The organism is Acinetobacter sp. A47, assembly GCF_000805455.1.
Lineage (GTDB): Bacteria > Pseudomonadota > Gammaproteobacteria > Pseudomonadales > Moraxellaceae > Acinetobacter.
Genome location: NZ_JSUS01000071.1, coordinates 484,041 through 506,033 on the forward strand (window position 1 = coordinate 484,041; position 21,993 = coordinate 506,033).

Sequence of the window (21,993 nt, forward strand, 5' to 3'; positions counted from 1 at the left end):
GGAGGCATGGCCTCCTTTTTTGGTGAGAAAAATCAGTTTCTGCGCCATTTGCCCCAGTTCAGAAAAATGGTGGCTCCCAGCAGGGTCAGGAAAATCAGGATTTTGGCTTCAAACCGGGCGATATTAAATTGCTGACGATGACTTTGCTCCTGAAACGGTTGCCCCAGCTGCTGTGCATCAAGCGGATGAATCTCCAGCGCCAGTAATTGCGGAGTTTTTTCCGCCTCGCCAATCACCACATAGGCGGCTTTGATTTCAAAGTCCTGCGGGTTGGCAATCCCAAAACTGATTTTGGCAGCTTTGCTGGCATTGTATTCTGGAATCCAGTCCATAATCTGGCCATACACGCGCACATTATCGGTGGTACCCAAGACCGGATCTTGGACTTTTTTGCCAGTTTGCTCTTCAATTTCTTCTACCAGCGCTTCAAAGCCCTGAAATGAATAGTTCTGGCGAACCGGTAAATGATTTGCCACCAGACTCACCTGCTCCGCCGGGCTGGCTGGATGGGCCTTATTGATCATGCCTTCAGCGCTGACCACAAAATCAGCCCGGGTATTGTCCGACGCAGCTTTGGGCACGCCGACCAGATAAAAGGCGGTCCATAACTGTGCGCCCGGATTCAGGTTCTTTAACTCAAACTCATACACTTCATCGTGGTTTAACTGAAAAACCTGATCAAACCCAATAATTTTTGTTTCCTGTGCCATGAGACCCAAACTCAGACACAGCCCCCACCCCAATACCATCAGTTTTCTTAACATTGTTATTGCTCATGTGCGCTATGTCATTCATTTTAATTTATTTATTTTATAATTCAGAAGATAATTCCTGACTTTCTTCAGGCACCATGACCAAAAATGGCAACTTGTAGCATTCTGCTATCTTTAATGCCCAATCTGGTTCAAGACCAGACGACGCTTATTGCCTTCGATAGCCGATCTGCCCCGACAGACAGACATAAAAAAGCCCCAATCAAGGGGCTTAGTCGCATATCGTAACGTCCGATATACTGTATGAGGCTCATCTCAAACTGGGCGCATTAAAGCATAAATCCATCACGATGCCTACTGTTATCTATAGACTAAAAAACATTCACCACAATTAAGGCAATCAGTGTGGGGATGGCCTGAATATAAATTATCTTCTTGCTGGCGGTTAACCCCCCATAGAGACCAGCGATCAATACACAGCCCAAAAAGAAACTGGCAATCGCGTTTGCATAGCTTGCAGGTGCCAGTAATGACCAGAATAAACCGGCTGCAAGAAAGCCATTATACAGACCCTGATTCTGTGCCATCACTTTGGTCAGTTGGGCCTTTTCGGGACTGTTGCCAAAGGCTCTTAACCCTGTGGGCCTGTCCCACAAAAACATTTCCAGTACAAGAATATAGACGTGTAATAAGGCAATGAGTCCAATGAGCAGTTGTCCAAGCATCTGATTATCCTTTTGATCATGGCAACATCACAATAAACCAGCCTCGCGGCTGGTCACCGGTTTTTCAATTATGGCTTTAGCAAAACTTTACCTTGACGCGCTCCCTGTGTGGCTTTGAGCGCTGCAGTTTGAATCTCATCAAAACCAAATACTCCCTCGACAGGTAGAATCAGTTTCTTTTGCGCTGCCAGTGTCAACAGTTCTACAAATAACGCCTTTTTCCGTTCTGCCGGCATTTCCTTACTCACTACACTGGCCCAGAAACCTTTTACGGTTGCCTGCTTAAAGATCAGGTCACCTGACGAGATCTGCATGGTTTCTCCGGTCATACTGCCAAACGACACCAGCAGGCTATTTTCACTCAGCAGATTCAATAGTTCACCGCTGGCACGGCCACCAATAGAATCTACCCCGGCAATCAGAGGCTGATCGGCATGGATGGCTTTAACCTGTTGTTTCCAGTCCGGCTGATCTGTTGCCACCACATGCTGGATGCCAAGGGCCTGCATCTCGGCAATCGCATCGCTACGGCGCACCAGATTAATGACTTGCAGTCCACGTGCCTGAGCGATCATGGCAACGGTTTTTCCCACCGCACCATTGGCGGTATTCTGAATCAGCCATTGACCGGGCTGAATATTGACAAAATCCAGCAGCATCAAGGCACTGATCGGCATACCGATCAGTTGAGCGGCTGTTTCATCATCAATGGCATCATTTAACGCAATAACACCTGCAGCAGGTGCAATAAAGTATTCTGCCCAGCTACCATGCACACCAGCAACGGCTACGCGCTGTCCCAACTTGCTTTGATCAACACCTTCACCTACTGCATCGACAATCCCCACCGCTTCACTGCCACCAATAGCAGGCAGCGTTGGCTTATAGCCGTAGCTACCACGTACCGTCCAGACATCATGGTTATGTATGGGAGACAGGATCGTTTTAATACGCACCTCACCCGCTTTCGGCTCGGGTTGCGGCATCTGTGCCTGCTGTAATACTTCGGCAAGTTCACCAAAACTGTGATGGATAATACTTTGCATCTTTTTATTCCTTAATCGGTTGTAATAGCTGTTGTGTGGTTTCTAAAGCCAGATATAGCGGTGCCTTGTCTTGCGCCAGCTTGGTCATCAGGGCGGCACCCAGCCATAACTGATACATCACCTGAGCCGTTTTAACAGGATCAAGATGGACAGGAATCGAGCCTTGCTGTTGACCTTCTTGCAATAGCAAGGCCACACTCTGGGTCAATCGATATACACCGAGATTGAGAATTTCACGCATGTCCTCGGATAAATCGGCCACCTCTGCGCCTAATTTCACAATCAGGCAATTCTCGGCCCAGCTGCCATAAACAGGATCATCAATCCAGGCCTGCCATAACGCCATCAAACGCGCATAGGCATCTGCTTCAGTGCGTTGCCAGAGTTGCTCGACCCGGACTTTGTAATCTGCCATGTACTGTTCCAGCAAGGCACAGCCAAACGCCTCTTTAGAGGCAAAATAATGGTAGAACGACCCTTTCGGAACAGCACAGGTCTTGAGAATTTCTTGCAAGCCCACCCCGACAAAACCTTTACGCAACACCAGTTCAAAACTGGTATCGAGAATATGTTGTCGCGTGGCTTCACTTTTACTTGATCGTTTCATCATTGCACTATAAATCAATATTAGACCAGTCGTCTAGTAAATTGTATATTTTTATTCCTTCCGTGTTGATAACTCGTAATCTGGCATATGGAATACGCACGATACCGGGCATATTATCCTGAACAAATGTGAACCAGTTCATTAACCGTCACAATTTGTCGTTTTAATTATTTTTCTATCACTTGAACAATTTTAAATCGTTATCATATACATGTTTTCATGTTCAGCTTATTGAGATGTATTTATGAGTCAAAGTCATATCCGTATTCGAGGCGCACGTACCCATAATTTAAAAAACGTGTCGCTCGATATTCCACGTGACAAGTTTGTGGTGATTACGGGACTCTCTGGCTCAGGAAAATCATCCCTGGCCTTTGATACCCTATATGCCGAAGGCCAGCGCCGTTATGTCGAATCATTGTCGGCCTATGCACGCCAGTTCCTGTCCCAGATGGAAAAACCGGAAGTCGATTCGATTGAAGGTTTATCCCCTGCGATTGCCATTGAGCAGAAGTCGACCAGCCATAACCCGCGTTCAACTGTCGGTACCATTACCGAGATCTACGACTACCTGCGTCTGCTGTACGCACGTGTCGGTACGCCTTACTGTCCTGAACATGACCTGCCGATGGTGGCCCAGACCATTTCCGAGATGGTCGATGTGGTCAAGGGTCTGGAAGAAGGTACAGCCTTGATGCTGCTTGCGCCTGTAGTGCGGGAGCGTAAAGGTGAATACACGCAACTGTTCGAACAGCTACAAGGACAAGGTTTTGTACGCGCCCGTGTCGATGGGGAAATCATTGATATCGATACCCCACCCGAGCTGGACAAAAAGAAAAAGCATACCATCGAAGTGGTGGTCGACCGCTTTAAAGTACGCGATGATCTGGGTAACCGGATTGCAGAATCATTTGAAACTGCATTACGTTTAGGCGGTGATATTGCGGTGTTATCCTGGATGAATGGTGAACATCCTGAACGGGTGTTCTCGGCCAAACATTCTTGCCCTGAGTGTGACCGTGCCGTGGCCGAGCTTGAGCCACGCCTGTTTTCATTTAACAACCCGTTCGGTGCCTGCCCGGTCTGTGACGGTCTAGGCACACGCAGCCATTTCAGTGCAGATAAACTGATTCCCAACCCTGAAATTTCAATCAGTCAGGGTGCGATTCGTGGCTGGGATCGTCAGCGTCCATATTATTACACCATGCTACAAAAAGTCGCAGATCATTTTGGCATCAGCCTTGATGAGCCTTGGAACAAACTCGATAAAGACACGCAAAAGAAATTCCTGCAAGGCACAGGCAAAGAGAAAATCGACCTCAGTTATATTGATGAACGCGGCCGCAAACATACCCGCGTACAGGCCTTTGAAGGGATTTTGCCACATCTGGAACGTCGCTACCGCGAGACTGAATCGAATTATGTGCGGGATGATCTGGCCCAATACCTGTCCAATGCTGCGTGTGATGCCTGCGGTGGTTCACGTTTGAATGAAATTTCCCGTCATGTCCGGGTCAAGGACAAGACCATTGCCCAGATCACCAAAATGTCGATTGGTGATGCCGAAAACTATTATCAGGGTCTCAATCTTGAAGGGGCCAAAGGTGAAATCGCCGATAAAATCTTTAAAGAGATTCGTGAGCGTTTACACTTTCTGGTCAGCGTTGGCCTGAACTATCTCAGTCTGGCACGTTCGGCTGAAACCCTGTCTGGAGGTGAAGCACAGCGTATCCGTCTGGCATCACAAATCGGTGCCGGTCTTATGGGGGTGATGTATGTGCTGGATGAGCCTTCCATTGGCCTGCATCAACGTGATAATGATCGCTTACTACAAACCCTGATTCGTCTACGTGATTTGGGCAATACCGTACTGGTGGTGGAACATGATGAAGATGCCATCCGTGCCGCTGACCATATTATTGACATCGGCCCAGGCGCAGGGATTCATGGCGGTGCCGTAATTGCCGAAGGCACCTATGAGGAACTGGCCAATCATGCCGACTCCCTGACAGGACAATACCTGTCAGGCAAGTTAAAGATTGAGGTACCGAAACAACGTACCCAGTCCCCACGTCCGGATGATGTCATCAAGCTGTCTGGTGCCAGCGGGCATAACTTGCAAAATGTCGATCTAACCATTCCATTGGGTATTATGACCTGTGTCACCGGGGTATCTGGTTCGGGTAAATCGACCTTGATTAACCGGACGTTATTGCCGTTGGCAGCGACGCAACTGAATGGTGCCACCACGCTGACTGCAGAGAAGTTTGACTCGATTGATGGCTTACAGCATTTAGATAAAGTGGTGGATATTGACCAGAGCCCGATTGGGCGTACGCCACGTTCCAATCCGGCCACCTATACCGGTTTATTCACCCCGATTCGTGAATTGTTTGCCCAGACACCAGAAGCCAAAGCGCGGGGTTATAGTGCAGGCCGTTTCTCCTTTAACGTGAAAGGCGGACGCTGTGAAGCCTGTGAAGGCGACGGCATGATCAAGGTGGCAATGCACTTCCTACCCGATATGTATGTGCCATGTGATGCCTGTCATGGCAAGCGTTATAACCGCGAAACACTGGAAGTCGGCTATAAAGGTAAGAACATTTCCGATGTACTGGAAATGACTGTGGAAGATGCAGCCGAGTTCTTTAGCGCCATTCCTGTGATTCACCGTCGTCTGGAAACCTTAACTCAGGTTGGTCTCGGTTATATCCGTTTAGGTCAGGCTGCAACAACATTGTCCGGTGGTGAAGCCCAGCGGGTGAAACTGGCGCGTGAACTGGCAAAACGGGATACGGGTAAAACCTTGTATATTCTGGATGAGCCAACCACAGGCCTGCATTTCCACGATATTGCCAAGTTGCTTGATATCTTGCATGAGCTACGCAACAAGGGGAATACCATTGTGGTGATCGAGCATAATCTGGATGTGATCAAGACCGCGGATTGGGTGATTGATTTAGGGCCTGAAGGTGGTTCTGGTGGTGGTCAAATCATTGCCGAAGGTACCCCTGAACAGATCGCCGAGGTTGAGATTTCGCATACCGGTCGTTTCTTAAAGCCGATGTTGAAATAAATTACTCACTAGTCCTAAACTGCCTATTAAAAGGAAGACTTCCCCTCTTTTTTAAAGAGGGGCTAGGGGAGATTTTTAGATTGAATAACAAGAAAATTTTTAGAGTTTTGAGGTAAATAATGCGATTTTCAGAAAGATATGGTTATAAACCTGTACGAGAAATTATTAAAAAAGAAAGTATAGATGATGCTCTCAAAAATCTATTATGGAGTGTATTAAATGACTATGTATGGAAACAAGTCAAACATGGTAATAATTACTCATATACAAAATACTCAAATATTTCTTCTTTATTAAATAGTTATTGGATTAATATTTTTAAATTACCTAATGATACTCTCCCAATTTCTATATCTGATGCTATCAAAAGGATAAGATCGTACTTTTTTCATGTGAATGGCACGAAATTTATAGCTTAATTGAGGAAACTCTTGATAACCTTCCTTATGGGTTTGTTAAAAGTAAAGAATTTTTTTATTAAGGCGATTAATAATGCTCTAGAATATGAGAATAGCGCCTATAGATTAATTAATCATGAAATAATCCCTATTACATCTGAACAAGAAATTCAATCAATTGAACAAGCATTGGAAAATACCAACCAATATTCGGGTGTTCAAGTTCACTTAAATCAGGCATTAAAGCTCATGTCAGATCGTCAGAACCCTGATTAAAGAATCAATTAGTGCTGTCGAATCAATCTGCAAAATTATTACCCAAGAAGACAAAACTACTTTGGGCAAAGCACTCAGAATTATTGAGGAGAGATATGGTTTACATACTGCTCTTAAAAGTAGTTTAAGCCAACTTTATGGTTATGCCTCGGATGGAGATGGTATACATCATGCAATGCTAGAAGAATCAAATTTATCTTATATCGATGCCAAGTTTATGCTGGTTTCTTGTACGAACTTCATAAACTATTTAATTGAGAAGACGAAATAGGTTAGTGGTAAGCGTATTTATCCCTCCACCACATTCTTCCCTTTTGCCTTGGCTTTTAACAACGACTGATCGGCTTTTTCCAATAACGCTAACCAGCTATTTGCCCCAATGGCCACCCCAATACTGACCGATACCTGAATTTCCTCGGTCATGCCCGAAAGGATAATACGTTGCTGGGCTACTCCCTCACGAATATTTTCGGCAATCGCTTTGGCAATGTCCATTTGGATATTTTCAAGCAGGATAAGAAATTCATCACCACCATAACGCACAATCAGGTCAGAGGCCCGAACATGCTGTTTGAGCTGGTCTGCAATCATGGTAATGACCTGATCCCCCACAATATGCCCATACTGGTCATTCACACACTTAAAATTATCAATATCAATCGCCATGACACATATCTGTGACAAGCCCTCAGGCTGGGTTTCCAGCGCAGCTATATATTCTTCCAGCGCCAGACGGTTTGCCACGCCTGTCAGCACATCAGAGTTCGCAATCTGCTTGAGTTGCAACTCCATACTGTCACGTTGTTTCAACATGCCTTTGAGTTTATCAATCGCCTCAAACAACGAAAAAAATTCTTCCTTGTTTTTGGTCAGGTGCGACACTTCATCAGAAGTACCAGAGAGGCGCAGAATCATATTGCGGGCATTGATTAATGGCCCAAACACCCTGCGTTTGGCATAAATCATGGTAAAAATCGCAATCAGTAACGAGAGACTGGAAATACACAGGGTAAAGATAAATTGCAGTTTCGCGCGGCGATTCTGCTCATCTGCAACTGCAATACTGTCGTCCAGAATATAGTTTTGCAAATCCATCACTGTGGTAAATTTGCCAACCATCTGGTCGGTCAACTCATTTCCGGTAATAAAATAAGGTTGATGATCCTTACTTTCTTCAAGCAGTTGTGAAATGATCGGAAGACCTTTATCCAGAAACTCGGTTTTTACCCGTAAATACAAGCGCACATATTCAGGCGTTTTTGATTGTTCGGGCTGGATTGTATCAATCAGACTCCACAGGTAAATGGTCTGATGCTGGGTTTGCAGGGAACGCGCGCGGTTTTCATCTGAAATTTTCTCATCAAAGGTCACGGGTGCCATGATATTGGAAGCCACTCGCCCCGCCTGATCCCGCATATCGGTTAAAATCAGGATCGAGGTAAAATAGTTCGACATTTTACTGTTTTTGCTATTCGACTGAACCATCAGCCATTTCAGCATTTCACGGCTTTCATCCCAGACATCAAACATAGACAAGATCGTACGGTCAAACTGGACCGAGGTACGTTTTGATCTCGGTGTTGCCGCATAAACGTCGACCATATTTCGTGCTTGAGCCAATTTACTCTTCAGATCTGTGTCGAGGTCTTCCGCAATCATCGCAAAACCATTGTGTTTTAATACCTGAATGGAATGATCAATCTGTTCATCAACAACTTTACGGTATTCCAGCAATTCCTTGCGATTTTTAGCAAAATCTTCAGGCTGGCTCGACATGACTTTATTTGAAGGGGCACGTTCTCTTGAAATTTTATTGGCTGTTTTAACCAGGCTGCGCAGGCTAACAATTTCGGTCAGGGTCTGATTGGTTCTTATATATTCTTGATAACTATTAATAATAAGTGGAATAGAAAGATAAGAGATTGAAAAAATGATGACCAGCATGCAAAGAAATAAACGACGGCTAATCTGCTCGGAACGTAATGTCGAATTTTTTATATTACGTTGCATGCACACACCTTGCTATTTTTCAAAACGGTCTCGGCTATTTTTAACAGCTTATAATTTTACCCGAAATCTAAATAATGCGACCAAGATTATGCAGAGTTTTTTGTGAGTATTAATCTAGAGCATCAAAATCCCAAGTCTTTTTAAGCCTGTTTAACACTCTATATATAAGCGACTGAGAATAATTTATGTTTATATTTAATAGGTCCAAATCAGGTTTTATTAAAGTTAAATAAAAATATAAATGTTAAAAGTCAAAAACATAGATTATTTTCAAATGATGTTTTAATTCGGGCAAATGCGCTAGGACTGTATTGCAGCTGCGTTTTCCTTTTATTCATATCAATCGAAAAACCCAATCGTCAAAATAAAAATTAACAATTTCACAAATTACTTTCCAAAGAACATAATTTCATCAAGTCAGAGATTGTTTGTTTTATACAGAAACCCTCTAGGATGTTTTTCTCCCCCTATGTCAAACATCCTTTTTTCACCCCAGCTTTTCCCCTATAAGCTGGGTCTTTTTTTATCTAAACATTGGCCCGGTAATCCCCCCAACTGTTGTAATGCCTGATATACGATAAGCTGGCGTGCCTCTAAATCTTGCTGTTTTTTTATTTCCATATTGAGCGAAAATGCAGTGACCTGGCCACCCGCTTGTTCGACCCAGCCCGTCCACCAGCCGACTTGAGGATTCACATCCATGCCCCAGCCACTCTTGGCATAAATCTTGGTGCCATTTCGATCTTCAATCAGCAACATCTGCTTAACTTGCTGTTGTGTAAGAGAGTCAAAAGGAAGCTGTTGATGTGCCAAGGCATAGACAAATTTTACTTCTTCGACCGGGGTAATTTCTAAAGGTCCCACTAACCAGAAATTATCAACTTGCGTCCCGATTGACTGATTGCCATACCCGACCCGCTTTACCTCACTGGCCATTCGTTGCAACCCGATCCGTCGTGCCAACGTCTGATAGACAGGCACTGCCGAGACTTGCATGGCCTGTGCCAGCGTTAAATCTTTTTCCCACTGCTTAAATGCGCGTTTCTGCCCGTCCCATTTAAAAACTTCATCAGGAGTGGTTTTATGATATTGAAGACCAATCAGCGCATTAAGGATTTTAAAGGTAGATGCCGGAACATAACGCTGGTGGGCTCGCTCAGGATCATTACCGTAACGATGTAATTGTTTGCCATCATAGAGCACCAGAACACCTGTGGTCTGAATCTTTTGAAAAGCAGCAGCCACCTGACCGGCTACCGCAGAAGGGGCAGTAGAAGCCGATGTTTGAGTGCGAATCGCTTGACAGCCGGCCATCGCGACCGCTGAAAACAGCCCTGCACATACAGTCAATAATTTTATTTTTTTCAACATGGCATATAAAGAATGGACAGAAAGTATCATGATAAATGATTTATTTTAAGGCGACTGTTATGGATTTAAATTTGCTTCGGTTCACAATCAGTCAGGCAAAAAAAAGCTCAGCCTTGGGGAAAGCCGAGCTAGTAAAACAGTGATGTTAAACACATCAATAAGTGTCAAGAAAATGTTATGAGATATTAAAATGCAAATTAGATACCTCTTGCTTGATATTATGTGAATTGCTTCTCGTAAAGTAAAGTTGATTAAATAGATCGGATTTAAAAATCTGATCGTTTTTGTTAATTGGTTATTAAAAACCAGATTTATTTGTTTTTTTGGGGTATATTAATTGCCAAATCGCCGTTGACTTTTTCGTATACTTCGTCGCAAAAGTGACCATAAAACTATTTCAGCTCACATTCTGCTGACCCATTTATGACAAAATCCTGTCCCATTCTAATGAAAAAATCGATCAAAACGATCGAATAAACCAATCAAACTATTTCGCCATGCTATAATGATTACATTCTATTAAAAGACAAAATATAAGCTTATCTATTTGTTAGATATATAATTTATAAATGGTTGACATGCCATCCGCCAAACGTTCACTTTTTAAACTATATCGAGACACATTTTACTCATCTATCGACAGCGCTAATTTATTACATTGACTTCATAAATTGTTACAATACAATGACTGCAACTTTACTCTTTCTTGTTTTTAAAGCTGGAAATCATTATGAAAAAACTCGGTTTAGCCACTGCTCTAGTTTTAGCCATGACCGGTGCTCATGCGTACCAATTCGAAGTTCAAGGTCAATCTGAATTCATCGATGCTAAAGACTTAAATGACAAAGACTTTACTGGTGCTGCTCAAGGTACTTACTACTTCAAAAATGTAGATGCGTCTAAAGGCCCTTTAGCTGAAGCTGCTTTCTTAAACCAGGCTTCTAATGTTTCTGCTGCATACAACTATGCAAAATTAAGCGGTGATGAGTCAGTAACTGTTAAGAACAACTCTTTCGGTGCAAAAGGTGAAGTTTATCTTCCTACTCCTTATGTACCTGCTTACGCAAGCGCTGCTTATAGCCACTCTCAAACTAAAGTTGAAGACGAAAAAGACAATGGCGACCGCTACTCTGTAGAACTTGGTGCTATGGTTTTACCTAACTTCTTGGTTGCTGTAGGTTATACTCGCGTTGCTGACCAGATTGCTTTAGATGCAAACAAAGCTCTTGAAAATGGTGTATTCAGCGCTGTAGCTGATTCAGCAACAATCGGTGACAAACAAGACGTTGTAACTGCACGTACTAAATACGTTGGCAACATCGACGGTACCAACATGGCTTTAGGTTTTGAAACTGGCCTTGTATACGGTGAAAACCAGGCTTACGGTTTAAAAACTGACCTTTACTTAACACCTAAGTTAAGCATTGGTGCATCTTATGCTGAAGCAAACTTTAGCAAAAACCCAGCTAGCGATAACTACGCTCCAATCAAATCTGCTTGGGGTGCAAATGTGAACTACTTCATCACTCCAGCAATTGCTGTTGGCGCTAGCTATGTAAATGCGAATGCAAAAAGCTTCGAAAACATCTACGGCGAAACTGTTAACGTAGATACGCAAACTGTTGGCGTAAACGCGAAGTTCCGTTTCTAATACTGGATTCTGGTTCTAGCAATAGAAGCATCAATTCATAATAAAAAACCAGTTCTTTTGAACTGGTTTTTTATGGTCTGTCATTTAATAAAATGAGAATCTGAATTCTCATTTCAACAGATTACATTTTTTTATCTTCAATATTTAAAGCACTGATTGCCAAGACGGCCTGGGTACGGTTCTGTACGCCCAGTTTACGGAAAATTGCGGTGACATGTGCCTTAATAGTTGCTTCAGAAACTTCCAGTTCATACGCAATCTGCTTGTTCAATAAACCTTCAGCCACCATCATCAATACACGGAACTGCTGCGGCGTCAGTGACTGTAGGCGTTCGGCCAAAGCGGTCTCATCCGCGGCTCTTGGATCAAAACCGGCATGGCTTGGTAAATTTGGCGGTAACCAGATCTCACCTTCCAGCACATGTTTGATCGCTTCACCAATATGGCCAGGATGGGATGACTTGGGAATATAGCCCATGGCACCATGAGCGATCGCACGCTGAATAATCGATACTTCTTCGTGTGCCGAGACAATAATAATCGGGATTGCCGGGTATTGGGCACGGACGTAAACCAATGCAGAAAAGCCTGAAGCACCCGGAAGATTGAGGTCCAGCAAAACCAGATCAGGTTCGGCGCCATGTTCCAGGCGGGCATAGAATTCGTCGACGTCAGCCGTCTCCTGAATCTGTGCCTGAGGTAAACTATAACGAACCGCTTGAATCAAGGCATGTCTAAACAGAGGATGGTCGTCTACAATTAAAATATTCATAAGCGCTAAGCTATCTACAAGTACGTCACTGTACGATGTTTATTTACATTCAATCCGTCTAAGCCTATTTTTAATTAGGGCTGAGGTCAAGCACAAGCATTGATTTATTTCCTTTTCCCGCAAAATAAATCAAATATTGTTATAACCCGCCTATATCGCATCCAGATAAAAAAAGCCTCGATAAATTCTGAATAGAAACAGCAGATTAAACCGGCATTAATTTAGTTTAAAAGCCATTCATTGATATATCTATAAAAAAGATAAGCTTGCAGCATTTCCTTATTTTACAGTCTAGCAGCGGGTGTAGGTAAATAAATAGCAATTCGAAATGAAATATTCAGGCAATGATTATGTCCAATCATCATACACACGCAACTCCCCTCAATATCGTAGCTGTTTCTGGTGGTTTAAACAGCCCTTCAAAAACAGAAAGTCTGGTTCAGGCCATTCTGGATGAACTTTCGGAGGCCATCGATATCAAGGTGCATTTTGTCAAACTCAGTGAAATTGGGCCATTACTGGGCGGCGCAATTTACCGTAACCAGTTGCCACAGCGGGTTCAGGATGATCTGGCAGCCGTAGAGGCAGCCGATGCACTGATTGTCGGGACCCCGGTTTATCGTGCATCATTTACCGGCCTGTTCAAACATTTTTTTGACTTTGTAGAGCAAACCGCACTGGTAGATGTACCTGTACTGCTCGCAGCATCAGGCGGAAGTGACCGTCATGCACTGGTTCTGGAACATCAGTTACGCCCCTTGTTCAGTTTCTTTCAGGCACAGACCTTACCGATTGGGGTCTATGCAACCGACCGGGACTTTAGCCCTGAATATACGGTGAAAAGTGAGCAACTGGCTGATCGTGTCACCCTGGCCGTGGCACGTGCCCTACCCATTTTAGAATGGGCGCCTGCCAAAGGTCAGCGTGCAGCTGTGATTAAAACCAAAACCGAACAGGCCAATCAAAACCTCGGCATCAATAAACAGATCGAACAGGCTGAAGTCCTGCCTTCGGCTGCAGTTCCCGATCTGGATGCAGCCGAATCACGCCTCCACGCCAAATTTTCAAAAAACCTTACCCACGTTGCATAAACCAATTGTGATGGAGGCTACAACAATGACGACAACAGCATCGGCAATCAAGTTTGCCTACTGGGTGCCCAATGTCAGTGGCGGTCTCGTTGTGAGTAATATCGAGCAACGTACCGACTGGAGTTATGACTATAACGTGCGTCTGGCACAGGCTGCAGAACGGAACGGTTTTGAATATGCCCTGACCCAGATCCGTTTTACCGCAGGATACGGCGCAGAATACCAGCATGAATCGGTCAGTTTTAGCCATGCCTTACTGGCAAAAACCGAGAAACTCAAAGTGATTGCAGCTATCTTGCCGGGTCCATGGAAGCCTGTACTTGCAGCCAAACAGCTGGCGACCATTGACTATCTGACCCAGGGACGGATCGCCATTAATGTCGTCAGTGGCTGGTTCCGCGGAGAATTTGATGCCATTGGCGAAGCATGGCCAGAACATGATGAACGCTATGTGCGCTCGGAAGAGTTTATCCGTACCTTAAAAGGCATCTGGACCACAGACAACTACAGTTTTGATGGCAAATATTACCAGTTCCAGAATTACACCCTCAAACCCAAACCACTGCAACATCCCCATATCGAAGTATTTCAGGGCGGCAGTTCGCGGGCTGCACGGGATATGGCAGCGCGTGTATCTGACTGGTACTTTACCAATGGCAATAGTGTTGAGGAAATCAAAAAACAGGTCGATGATGTACGAACCAAGGCCAAGCGAGAAAACCGGCAGGTCAAAATTGGCGTCAATGCCTTCATTATCGCGCGTGATACTGAAGAAGAAGCCAAAGCAGTACTGAATGAGATCATTGCTCAGGCCAATGTCGAAGCCGTCAATGCCTTTGGGGATGCCACACGTGAAGCCGGCGCAGCGGCACCGGAACGTGAAGGTAACTGGGCCAAATCGACCTTTGATGATCTGGTGCAATATAACGATGGCTTTAAGACCAACCTGATCGGTACACCGCAGCAAATTGCAGAACGGATTGTGGCCTTAAAACAGGTAGGGGTTGACCTGATCCTGTCCGGTTTCCTGCATTTCATTGAGGAAGTCGAATATTTTGGAGCCAACGTCCTGCCTCTGGTTCGCCAGCTTGAGCAGCAACAGGGGCATCCCTTAATAGAAAAATCAGCCTAATCGTTGCGACCGGACAAGAAGAAAAATAAAAGTAATGGCAAGTACTCTCCCCCAAGACTCGGCTTGGGGTTTTTTTATTTAAGTGGTTGCAATTTCCCGCATCACGGTTTCAACCGAATAACGGCACCATTTGGATAACTGCTCAATAAATTCGTTCAATTGTGCAGGATTAAAATGGCTGACAATCATGTAACAGGCATTGCCAATAATCTTGAAACATTCATCGACCTGCTCATATTGTTTGACCAACAATTCCACCTCAATAAAGGCCTGCTGATCATTCATAAACAGCTGAATGAACTGCTTGTGTTCATATTGAACGGCGATGGTGTAATTTTTAATAATACCGGCATCCATCAGTTGGGCAATACGTGCGCCCACCGCTTGCCCTGTACGATGCACCCGCTGACCAATTTCTTTATGGCTCAGGCGTGAATCCTGTTTCAGCAGTTCAATGATTTTTAAATCGATCGGATCAAGTTCCATATTCATTTTTTCATGACGAAAGAAAACCGGCAACAATGCTTTCACCTGAATATAGCCGATTTTTCACGCTTGCCCTACTCTTGTTTTAACTTAACACTGGAAGTAAAACCATGAAACAGGCCCTGCTGATTATTGATGTTCAAAATGATTATTTTAAAAATGGCAAAATGGAACTGGTCAATCCAGACCACGCACTGGCACAAACCAACCAGCTGGAAGATTATTTTAACCAGCACAATTTACCGATCATTTATATCCAGCATATTAACCCGGCCACTGCCAGCTTTTTTCAGGAAAATACTGTCGGTGCCGAATTACATCCGCAGTTAAAAGTAAATACTCACTCGATTATCGTGAAAAAACATGTTCCAAATAGCTTTGTAGACACCCATCTACAGGCCATTCTTGAACAGCATCAGGTTGAGCAACTGGTGATTAGCGGCATGATGACCCATGTCTGTATTGATTCAGGCACACGTACCGCCAAAGAACTGGGCTACCAGCCGATTGTGATTGCAGATGCAACTGCGACCCGTGATCTCGAATATAACGGTCAGACAGTAAAAGCAGCCGATGTCCAGACTGCATTTTTAGCGGCACTGGGTTTCTTTGCCACGGTACAAAATACGGCTGATTTTTTAGCGCAGCATTAAATCATGCAGATAAAAAAAGAGCGTTCGATTCAACGCTCTTCTTCAATTCAAAAAAGGTTATCGGTTTGGGTACACCGTTGCAATCAAATGATCTACCACTGCCGGTTCTGCCAGGGTTGAGGTATCTCCAAGTGTATCCAGCTCATTGGCCGCAATCTTTCTCAAGATACGGCGCATGATTTTACCTGAGCGTGTTTTTGGCAAGGCGGGTGCCCAATGTAAGGCATCCGGTGTGGCCACCGGCCCAAGCACTTTACGCACCCAGTTTATCAGCTCCTTGCGTAACTCTTCCGATTCGGCCACATCAGCCTGCAAGGTCACAAAGGTACAAATACCTTGCCCCTTGATCTCATGCGGCATGCCGACCACAGCCGCCTCTGCCACTGCTTCATGGGCTACCAGTGCACTTTCAATTTCAGCCGTACCCAGACGGTGACCAGAGACGTTAAGTACATCATCAACACGCCCTGTAATCCAGTAATAGCCATCTTCATCCCGACGGGCACCATCGCCAGTGAAGTAACACCCCTTAAAGGTCGAGAAATAGGCCTCAATAAAACGCTCCGGGTCACCCCAAATGGTACGCATCTGGCCTGGCCATGAATCCTTAATCACCAGATTGCCTTCTGTTGCACCTTCCAGCTCATTGCCTTCACCATCCACCAATGCCGGTTGTACCCCAAAGAATGGACGTGTCGCTGAACCCGGTTTAAGGGCGGTTGCACCGGGTAATGGCGAAATCAGAATTCCACCGGTTTCAGTTTGCCACCAGGTATCGACAATCGGACAGCGTCCCTCACCCACCACTTCATGGTACCAGTTCCATGCTTCCGGATTGATTGGCTCGCCGACTGAACCGAGTAAACGCAGGCTGCTACGATTACTTTCACGGACATAAGCATCACCTTCACGCATCATAGCGCGAATCGCGGTGGGTGCAGTGTAGAGAATGGTAATGTTGTGCTTGTCGATGACATGGCCAATACGTGCCCAGGTCGGATATTGTGGAATACCTTCAAACATCACCGTGGTGGTGGCATTGCTCAGGGGGCCATAAAGCAAATAGCTATGTCCGGTAATCCAGCCCACATCGGCAGTACACCAGTACACATCGTCTTCTTTTAAGTCAAAAATTTCCCTAAAGGTACAATTGACATAAACCAGATATCCGCCCGTGGTATGTAACACCCCTTTAGGTTTGCCGGTTGAACCCGAGGTATACAGAATGAATAGCGGATCTTCCGCTTTCATTGGCTCAGGCGGACAATGCTCATCTACTTCCATGATGGCAAGGTGATACCAGATATCACGTGCTGCATTAAACTGGATCGGATTGCCGGTACGATGTACCACAATCACATTCTGCACGCTTTCTGTGCCGGCAAGTTCTAATGCGGCATCGACATTTTCTTTTAATGGCAGCAGCTTGCCACCACGCATGCCGGCATCGGCAGTAATCACCAGTTTGGCCTGGCTGTCTTCAATGCGGCTGGCCAGCGAGTCTGGAGAAAAGCCGCCGAACACCACACAATGTACAGCGCCAATCCGTGCACAGGCCAGCATCGCGATTGCCGCCTCAGGTACCATCGGCATATACAGCACCACGCGATCGCCTTTGCTGATGCCGTGTTTTTTCAGGACATTGGCAAAGCGGCACACTTCATCATGCAGCTCCACAAAAGAAATAATCTTGTGACGTGACGGATGATCCCCTTCCCAGATAATCGCCGGCTTGAGCGGATTATCTTTAAGATGACGGTCCAAACAGTTTGCAGATACATTCAGTTCGCCATCGGCAAACCATTCAATCTTAAAATTATCTTGCTGGAAACTGGTATTTTTTACCTGGCTAAACGGCTTGATCCAGTCAATATGACTGGCCTGTTCAGCCCAGAAAGCTTCCGGTTGTTCAATCGATTCCTGATAACGTCTGAAATAGTCTGCTTCCGAGATTCTTGCCGTTTCTTTGAATTTATCAGGCACTGGGTAGATGTCTTTCATAGCTTACTTCCTTGGTTTTTTATCTCATATCCTAGATGTACTCATCTATTTTCCCGGATATGTTTTGTTCTCTCTAGCAGTATGGGCACCATTTACACGCGCAAACAATGCGGCTTTGGTCGTAGGATTGTGATCCGGTCATGACCCGCTTATTTTCAAAAATTTACTCAAAATAATTTAAATCTGAACTGCTTGTCTATGCTTTTTCTTTTTAAAATAAGTGATTATTTTGATCACTCCCTCAAGCTTAAAAGATTTAATAAACAAAAAAACAGGAAATAGCTATGTTTAATCCAGAAACATCAAGCCCCGCTCTCCCCGTGGATGATCATCCACTTTCTCCGAACGGGCGTTTTAACCGGCTGAGCTATCTTGGCTGGTATGGTTTGCTGAGCCTGCTCTGCATGGCAGGCTTCCTCGGCATCTTTGCTTTTGCAGGCTTTTTTAACATGAATCAGGACAATGTGGATACAGCAATATTATCGACATTTTCCGGCTTTTCAGTCTTTGCCCTGATCGCGCTGTGGCTGGTGGCATTTTATTGCCAGATCGTGTTCATGATCCGCCGTTTACATGACCTGAATAAAACCGGCTGGCTGAGCTTACTGGTTCTGGTCCCCATCCTGCAGTTTTTCTTTACCTTATATGTATTACTGGCGCCAGGTACGCCCCATCGTAATGATTACGGCGATGTCCGTCCGTCACGGGGCTGGGAAAAACTACTGGCCTGGATCATGATACTGGTCACACTACTGATGATGTTTGGCCTGTTCACCTTTGCATATTATTTTGCCAGTCCAGACCTGTGGGATATGCCAACACAAATGATTCAAAATACAACTGAATATTTCTAGAACACAACAGAACTTGGCGGATAATGAGTGTGATGGCAGCAATGAATTTTACAAGCGTATTTGCGCCAAATTCATTATGATGGCTTCCCTCATTGACTCCTACCTTTGCGAAATAGAGATTTTCCTGTGGCAAACGAACAAACAACATTGTCAGAAGTGGCGAGAGATACAGGTGAACTGCTTCATCAGGCTGGCGCCAAAACCACCCAGACCGTACTCGCCCATACTGAAAAATATCACGATGCCTATACCACCATTGACAAGATCATGGACAGTTTCTGGGAACGGGTTCCCTATATCGGGATCGCGATTACGGTTTTCGTTATTTTCTGGTTACTGACCAAGTTATTTAAACTGTTTATACGCAAGACTCTGGAAAACCGCAGCTATACCCGCCAGAATCTGGTGCTGGTCCTGAATCGTGTCGGTAGTACCTTTATCCTGTTCTTCGGTTTCCTGATTGCACTGGTGATCGCCATTCCGGGCTTCACGCCCAGCCAGCTGATTGGTGCCCTGGGCATCGGTTCTGTGGCAATCGGTTTTGCCTTTAAGGATATTTTCCAGAACCTGCTGTCCGGCATCCTGATCCTGATCAGCGAACCGTTCCGCATCGGCGATGACATCGTCGTCAACGGTATGGAAGGTAATGTCGAAGACATCCAGATCCGTGCCACCTTTTTACGCTCGCCTGACGGCCGCCGTATCGTGATTCCAAATGCAACGGTGTATACCAGCGCGGTCACGGTCAATAATGCCTACCAGCGTCGCCGCTGTGAATTTGTGGTCGGTATTGGCTATGAAGATGATATGCAAAAGGCCAAGCAAATCATTCTGGATATTCTGGATCGTAACCTGAACGTACTCAGCCAGCCGGGCTTTTCGGTCAATGTCACCGCACTTGCCGATTTCTCGATCAACCTCACTGTACGCTGGTGGGTCAATACCACCGAAACCTCGACCTCGACTTCAATCAGTGAAATCCAGGAACAGGTAGTGACCGCATTCGATGAGAAAGGTATTTCCATTCCCTATCCGGTACAAGAGGTCAAAGTCTATCGTGGCGACCAGTCCGAGCAGGCCGACCCTTCAGACAAACAAACGCCCTAGAATATTCGATACCGCTGTTTCAGTTCGCAAAATCCGGTTGCCGATGCTCATGGCCTGGCAGCCGTTTTTTTTGAGTAGATCAACTTCATAGGGGATGAATCCACCCTCTGGCCCAATCACCAGGCTACAGCCATGCTGGATTGCATAAGGCATCTGTTGCGCTGCATAAGGATGCGCCACATAAGCAGGCCGCTCCGCAGTAATCCAGGCCGGCAAGACATCTTCAACAAAAGGTTTAAAGCGCTTATATAGCTGGATATCAGGAGGTATGGTATCTCCTGCCTGCTCCAGCCCCAGCGTTACATACTCGTCCAGTTGCTGTAAAAAAGGCGTTTGCCAGTAGCTTTTATCCACCCGGTAACTATGAATCAGGCTGATCCGTTCAACGCCAATCGTCACCGCATCCATAATGATACGACGCAACACTTTAGGCCGCGGCAAGGCAAGAATCAAATGCACTGGTAACTTTTCCGGGACCATTTCAGGCTGAACCGGCTTCACCAGAATGCGCTGTTCTGACATCTCCAGCACTTCGGTAACATAGCGCGGTCCCTGCCGTATTCCCACTTTTAACCTCTCCCCAACCTTCAGGTCGAGATGCTGGCGCAAATGCTGGAGTTGGCGTGGACGGTCAATCTGCCATACAGCATTATTCACCATCTGTCCGGGTTCAAGTAATACGATATTCATGGCAAAGTGGCTTGTGCTAAATAATGATCAAGTAACTGGATATGCTGTTGTAACGATCCCTGATTGCGCTGTAATACCTGTTGTGCATGTTCGACCTGTTGCGAGACGTGTAAAGAATCATTCAGGCAGTTTAATAAATGCTGTACCACCTGCGCAGCATCCTCACCGATCAGGATCGCCTGTTCTGCCACAAATTCATCCACAATCGTTTGAAAATTAAAGTAACGTGGGCCAATCACTGTAGCAACATCCAGTGCCATCGGTTCTAAAATATTGTGTCCACCGCCAGGCTCATTTAGTGAACCACCGACAAAACAGGCCTGACTCAAGGCATACCACAGCCACATTTCACCCATGCTATCGGCAAGGAACACCTGGGTATCGGCCTGAACCGGCTGTTGCAGACTACGGCGCCGGGTGTTTAACCGCAAACGTTGACAAACCTGATAGACCTCGTCAAAACGTTCCGGATGACGGGGCACCACAATACAGAGTAATTCTGGATTTGAATTTAAATAGGGCTGTAACTGTCTCAGCAGGCTTTCTTCTTCGGGTGCATGGGTACTGGCCAGCGTAATGATTTGACGTCCCGCCAACTGCCAGTCCTGTTCGAGTTGCTGTGCTTGCACGACAAAATATGCCGGAGCAGTAATGTCAAATTTGATATTGCCCACCACCTGACTCCTGGCAGGATCAAGCCCTAAATCGACATAACGCTGCCGGGTCGCGGCATCCTGTGCCAGCATCCAGGTCAGCTGTTGTAGCATCGGCCGGGTCAAACGGCGAACTTTGGCATAACCTTGAGCCGATTTTTCTGAAAGACGTGCATTGAGCAGTACACAGGGAACCTGCTGTAGCCTAGCTTCGGCAATCAGGTTCGGCCAGATTTCGGTTTCAACCAAGGCCAGTATTTTAGGTTGATAGCGCTGAAAGAACTGCCTGAGTAATGGCTTCTGGTCAACAGGCAGGTACACTGCCTGAAATAAATCTAGATACGGTGCTTTTTGAAACAGGGACTTTGCCCGTGCCTGCCCGGTCTTGGTGGTATTGGTGACCAAAACCGGATGGCCCAGTTTTAAATAATGTTCGATTAAGGGCTGGGCGGCATTGGTTTCTCCCACCGATACGGCATGAAACCAGATTGCGCCGGTATTTTTGGCTGGCTGGAAGGGGCCAAAACGCTCAAGACATTCCTGCTGAAACAGCACAGCACTTTCGGCCCGCTGTTTGATTTTCCAGCGATATAACGGTTTGAGACACGTCAGGAGAAAGTTATACCAGAACGGGGTTTGCTGTACTGCGTTTTGCTGCGCCATCCGAGACCATGCTTCACA

General features: G+C 45.5%; 18 protein-coding genes and 1 pseudogene. 8 read left to right on the forward strand and 11 right to left on the reverse strand.

Annotation, left to right across the window (positions count from 1 at the left end):
- Positions 1-32: 32 nt before the first annotated feature.
- The 4 genes from OC23_RS17705 to OC23_RS17720 all read right to left on the reverse strand — a co-directional run bounded on the left by OC23_RS17705 (position 33) and on the right by OC23_RS17720 (position 3,091).
- Positions 33-764: a hypothetical protein gene (locus OC23_RS17705; protein ID WP_038346290.1), complete on the reverse strand. Its 732-nt coding sequence runs from the start codon at positions 762-764 to the stop codon at positions 33-35.
- A 320-nt stretch (positions 765-1,084) separates the two neighbouring features.
- A complete protein-coding gene (locus OC23_RS17710; protein ID WP_038346291.1) occupies positions 1,085-1,438 on the reverse strand; it encodes a DUF1304 domain-containing protein in 354 nt (117 codons plus the stop codon).
- 68 nt (positions 1,439-1,506) lie between these two features.
- Positions 1,507-2,484, reverse strand: coding sequence for a zinc-binding dehydrogenase (locus tag OC23_RS17715; protein ID WP_038346292.1), 978 nt, complete (start codon positions 2,482-2,484; stop codon positions 1,507-1,509).
- Positions 2,485-2,488: 4 nt separating this feature from the next.
- The gene (locus tag OC23_RS17720) at positions 2,489-3,091 is read right to left on the reverse strand and encodes a TetR/AcrR family transcriptional regulator (protein ID WP_038346457.1); all 603 of its coding nucleotides are present in this window, start codon (positions 3,089-3,091) and stop codon (positions 2,489-2,491) included.
- 244 nt (positions 3,092-3,335) lie between these two features.
- On the opposite strand from OC23_RS17720, the gene uvrA reads away from it, so the two are divergent.
- Positions 3,336-6,167 carry an excinuclease ABC subunit UvrA gene (gene uvrA, locus OC23_RS17725; RefSeq protein ID WP_038346293.1) on the forward strand — a complete coding sequence of 944 codons (2,832 nt, stop codon included), beginning with the start codon at positions 3,336-3,338 and terminating at the stop codon, positions 6,165-6,167.
- Positions 6,168-6,286: 119 nt separating this feature from the next.
- A pseudogene (locus OC23_RS19600) lies at positions 6,287-6,841 on the forward strand (AbiJ-NTD4 domain-containing protein).
- Positions 6,842-7,129: 288 nt separating this feature from the next.
- On the opposite strand, the gene OC23_RS17735 reads toward OC23_RS19600, so the two are convergent.
- On the reverse strand, positions 7,130-8,851 hold the full coding sequence (locus tag OC23_RS17735) for a GGDEF domain-containing protein (RefSeq protein ID WP_038346294.1): 1,722 nt from the start codon (positions 8,849-8,851) through the stop codon (positions 7,130-7,132).
- 504 nt (positions 8,852-9,355) lie between these two features.
- Entirely contained in the window at positions 9,356-10,222 is an 867-nt protein-coding gene (gene blaOXA, locus OC23_RS17740) for a class D beta-lactamase (RefSeq protein WP_052209191.1), read from the reverse strand.
- Between the two features lie 727 nt (positions 10,223-10,949).
- Here blaOXA and omp33-36 point away from each other — a divergent pair.
- Complete coding sequence (omp33-36, locus tag OC23_RS17745) at positions 10,950-11,873, forward strand: porin Omp33-36 (RefSeq protein WP_264673656.1); 924 nt, start codon at positions 10,950-10,952, stop codon at positions 11,871-11,873.
- Between the two features lie 121 nt (positions 11,874-11,994).
- Here omp33-36 and OC23_RS17750 read toward each other — a convergent pair whose 3' ends face one another.
- Positions 11,995-12,645, reverse strand: a complete 651-nt coding sequence (locus OC23_RS17750; protein WP_038346296.1) for a response regulator transcription factor — start codon at positions 12,643-12,645, stop codon at positions 11,995-11,997.
- Positions 12,646-12,995: 350 nt separating this feature from the next.
- Here OC23_RS17750 and msuE point away from each other — a divergent pair, with 350 nt between their 5' ends.
- Complete coding sequence (gene msuE, locus OC23_RS17755) at positions 12,996-13,736, forward strand: FMN reductase (RefSeq protein WP_038346297.1); 741 nt, start codon at positions 12,996-12,998, stop codon at positions 13,734-13,736.
- 25 nt (positions 13,737-13,761) lie between these two features.
- Positions 13,762-14,868 (forward strand): dimethylsulfone monooxygenase SfnG, encoded by a 1,107-nt coding sequence (gene sfnG, locus OC23_RS17760; RefSeq protein WP_038346298.1) that lies wholly within the window; start codon positions 13,762-13,764, stop codon positions 14,866-14,868.
- Positions 14,869-14,946: 78 nt separating this feature from the next.
- Here the strand turns inward: sfnG and OC23_RS17765 are convergent, their stop codons facing one another.
- Positions 14,947-15,360 carry an Lrp/AsnC family transcriptional regulator gene (locus tag OC23_RS17765; protein ID WP_038346459.1) on the reverse strand — a complete coding sequence of 138 codons (414 nt, stop codon included), beginning with the start codon at positions 15,358-15,360 and terminating at the stop codon, positions 14,947-14,949.
- 104 nt (positions 15,361-15,464) lie between these two features.
- Here OC23_RS17765 and OC23_RS17770 point away from each other — a divergent pair, with 104 nt between their 5' ends.
- A complete protein-coding gene (locus tag OC23_RS17770; protein ID WP_038346299.1) occupies positions 15,465-16,007 on the forward strand; it encodes a cysteine hydrolase family protein in 543 nt (180 codons plus the stop codon).
- A gap of 57 nt (positions 16,008-16,064) precedes the next feature.
- Here OC23_RS17770 and acs read toward each other — a convergent pair whose 3' ends face one another.
- Entirely contained in the window at positions 16,065-18,008 is a 1,944-nt protein-coding gene (gene acs, locus OC23_RS17775; RefSeq protein WP_038346300.1) for an acetate--CoA ligase, read from the reverse strand.
- Between the two features lie 284 nt (positions 18,009-18,292).
- On the opposite strand from acs, the gene OC23_RS17780 reads away from it, so the two are divergent.
- Positions 18,293-18,862, forward strand: a complete 570-nt coding sequence (locus tag OC23_RS17780; protein WP_038346301.1) for a DUF805 domain-containing protein — start codon at positions 18,293-18,295, stop codon at positions 18,860-18,862.
- Positions 18,863-18,988: 126 nt separating this feature from the next.
- A complete protein-coding gene (locus tag OC23_RS17785; RefSeq protein ID WP_038346302.1) occupies positions 18,989-19,969 on the forward strand; it encodes a mechanosensitive ion channel family protein in 981 nt (326 codons plus the stop codon).
- Here the strand turns inward: OC23_RS17785 and OC23_RS17790 are convergent.
- Positions 19,949-20,659, reverse strand: coding sequence for a 16S rRNA (uracil(1498)-N(3))-methyltransferase (locus OC23_RS17790; protein WP_038346303.1), 711 nt, complete (start codon positions 20,657-20,659; stop codon positions 19,949-19,951). The two genes, OC23_RS17785 and OC23_RS17790, sit on opposite strands and share 21 nt — an antisense overlap.
- Entirely contained in the window at positions 20,656-21,975 is a 1,320-nt protein-coding gene (locus OC23_RS17795) for a 3-deoxy-D-manno-octulosonic acid transferase (RefSeq protein ID WP_038346304.1), read from the reverse strand. Before OC23_RS17795 ends, OC23_RS17790 begins: the two co-directional genes overlap by 4 nt.
- Positions 21,976-21,993 lie beyond the last annotated feature (18 nt).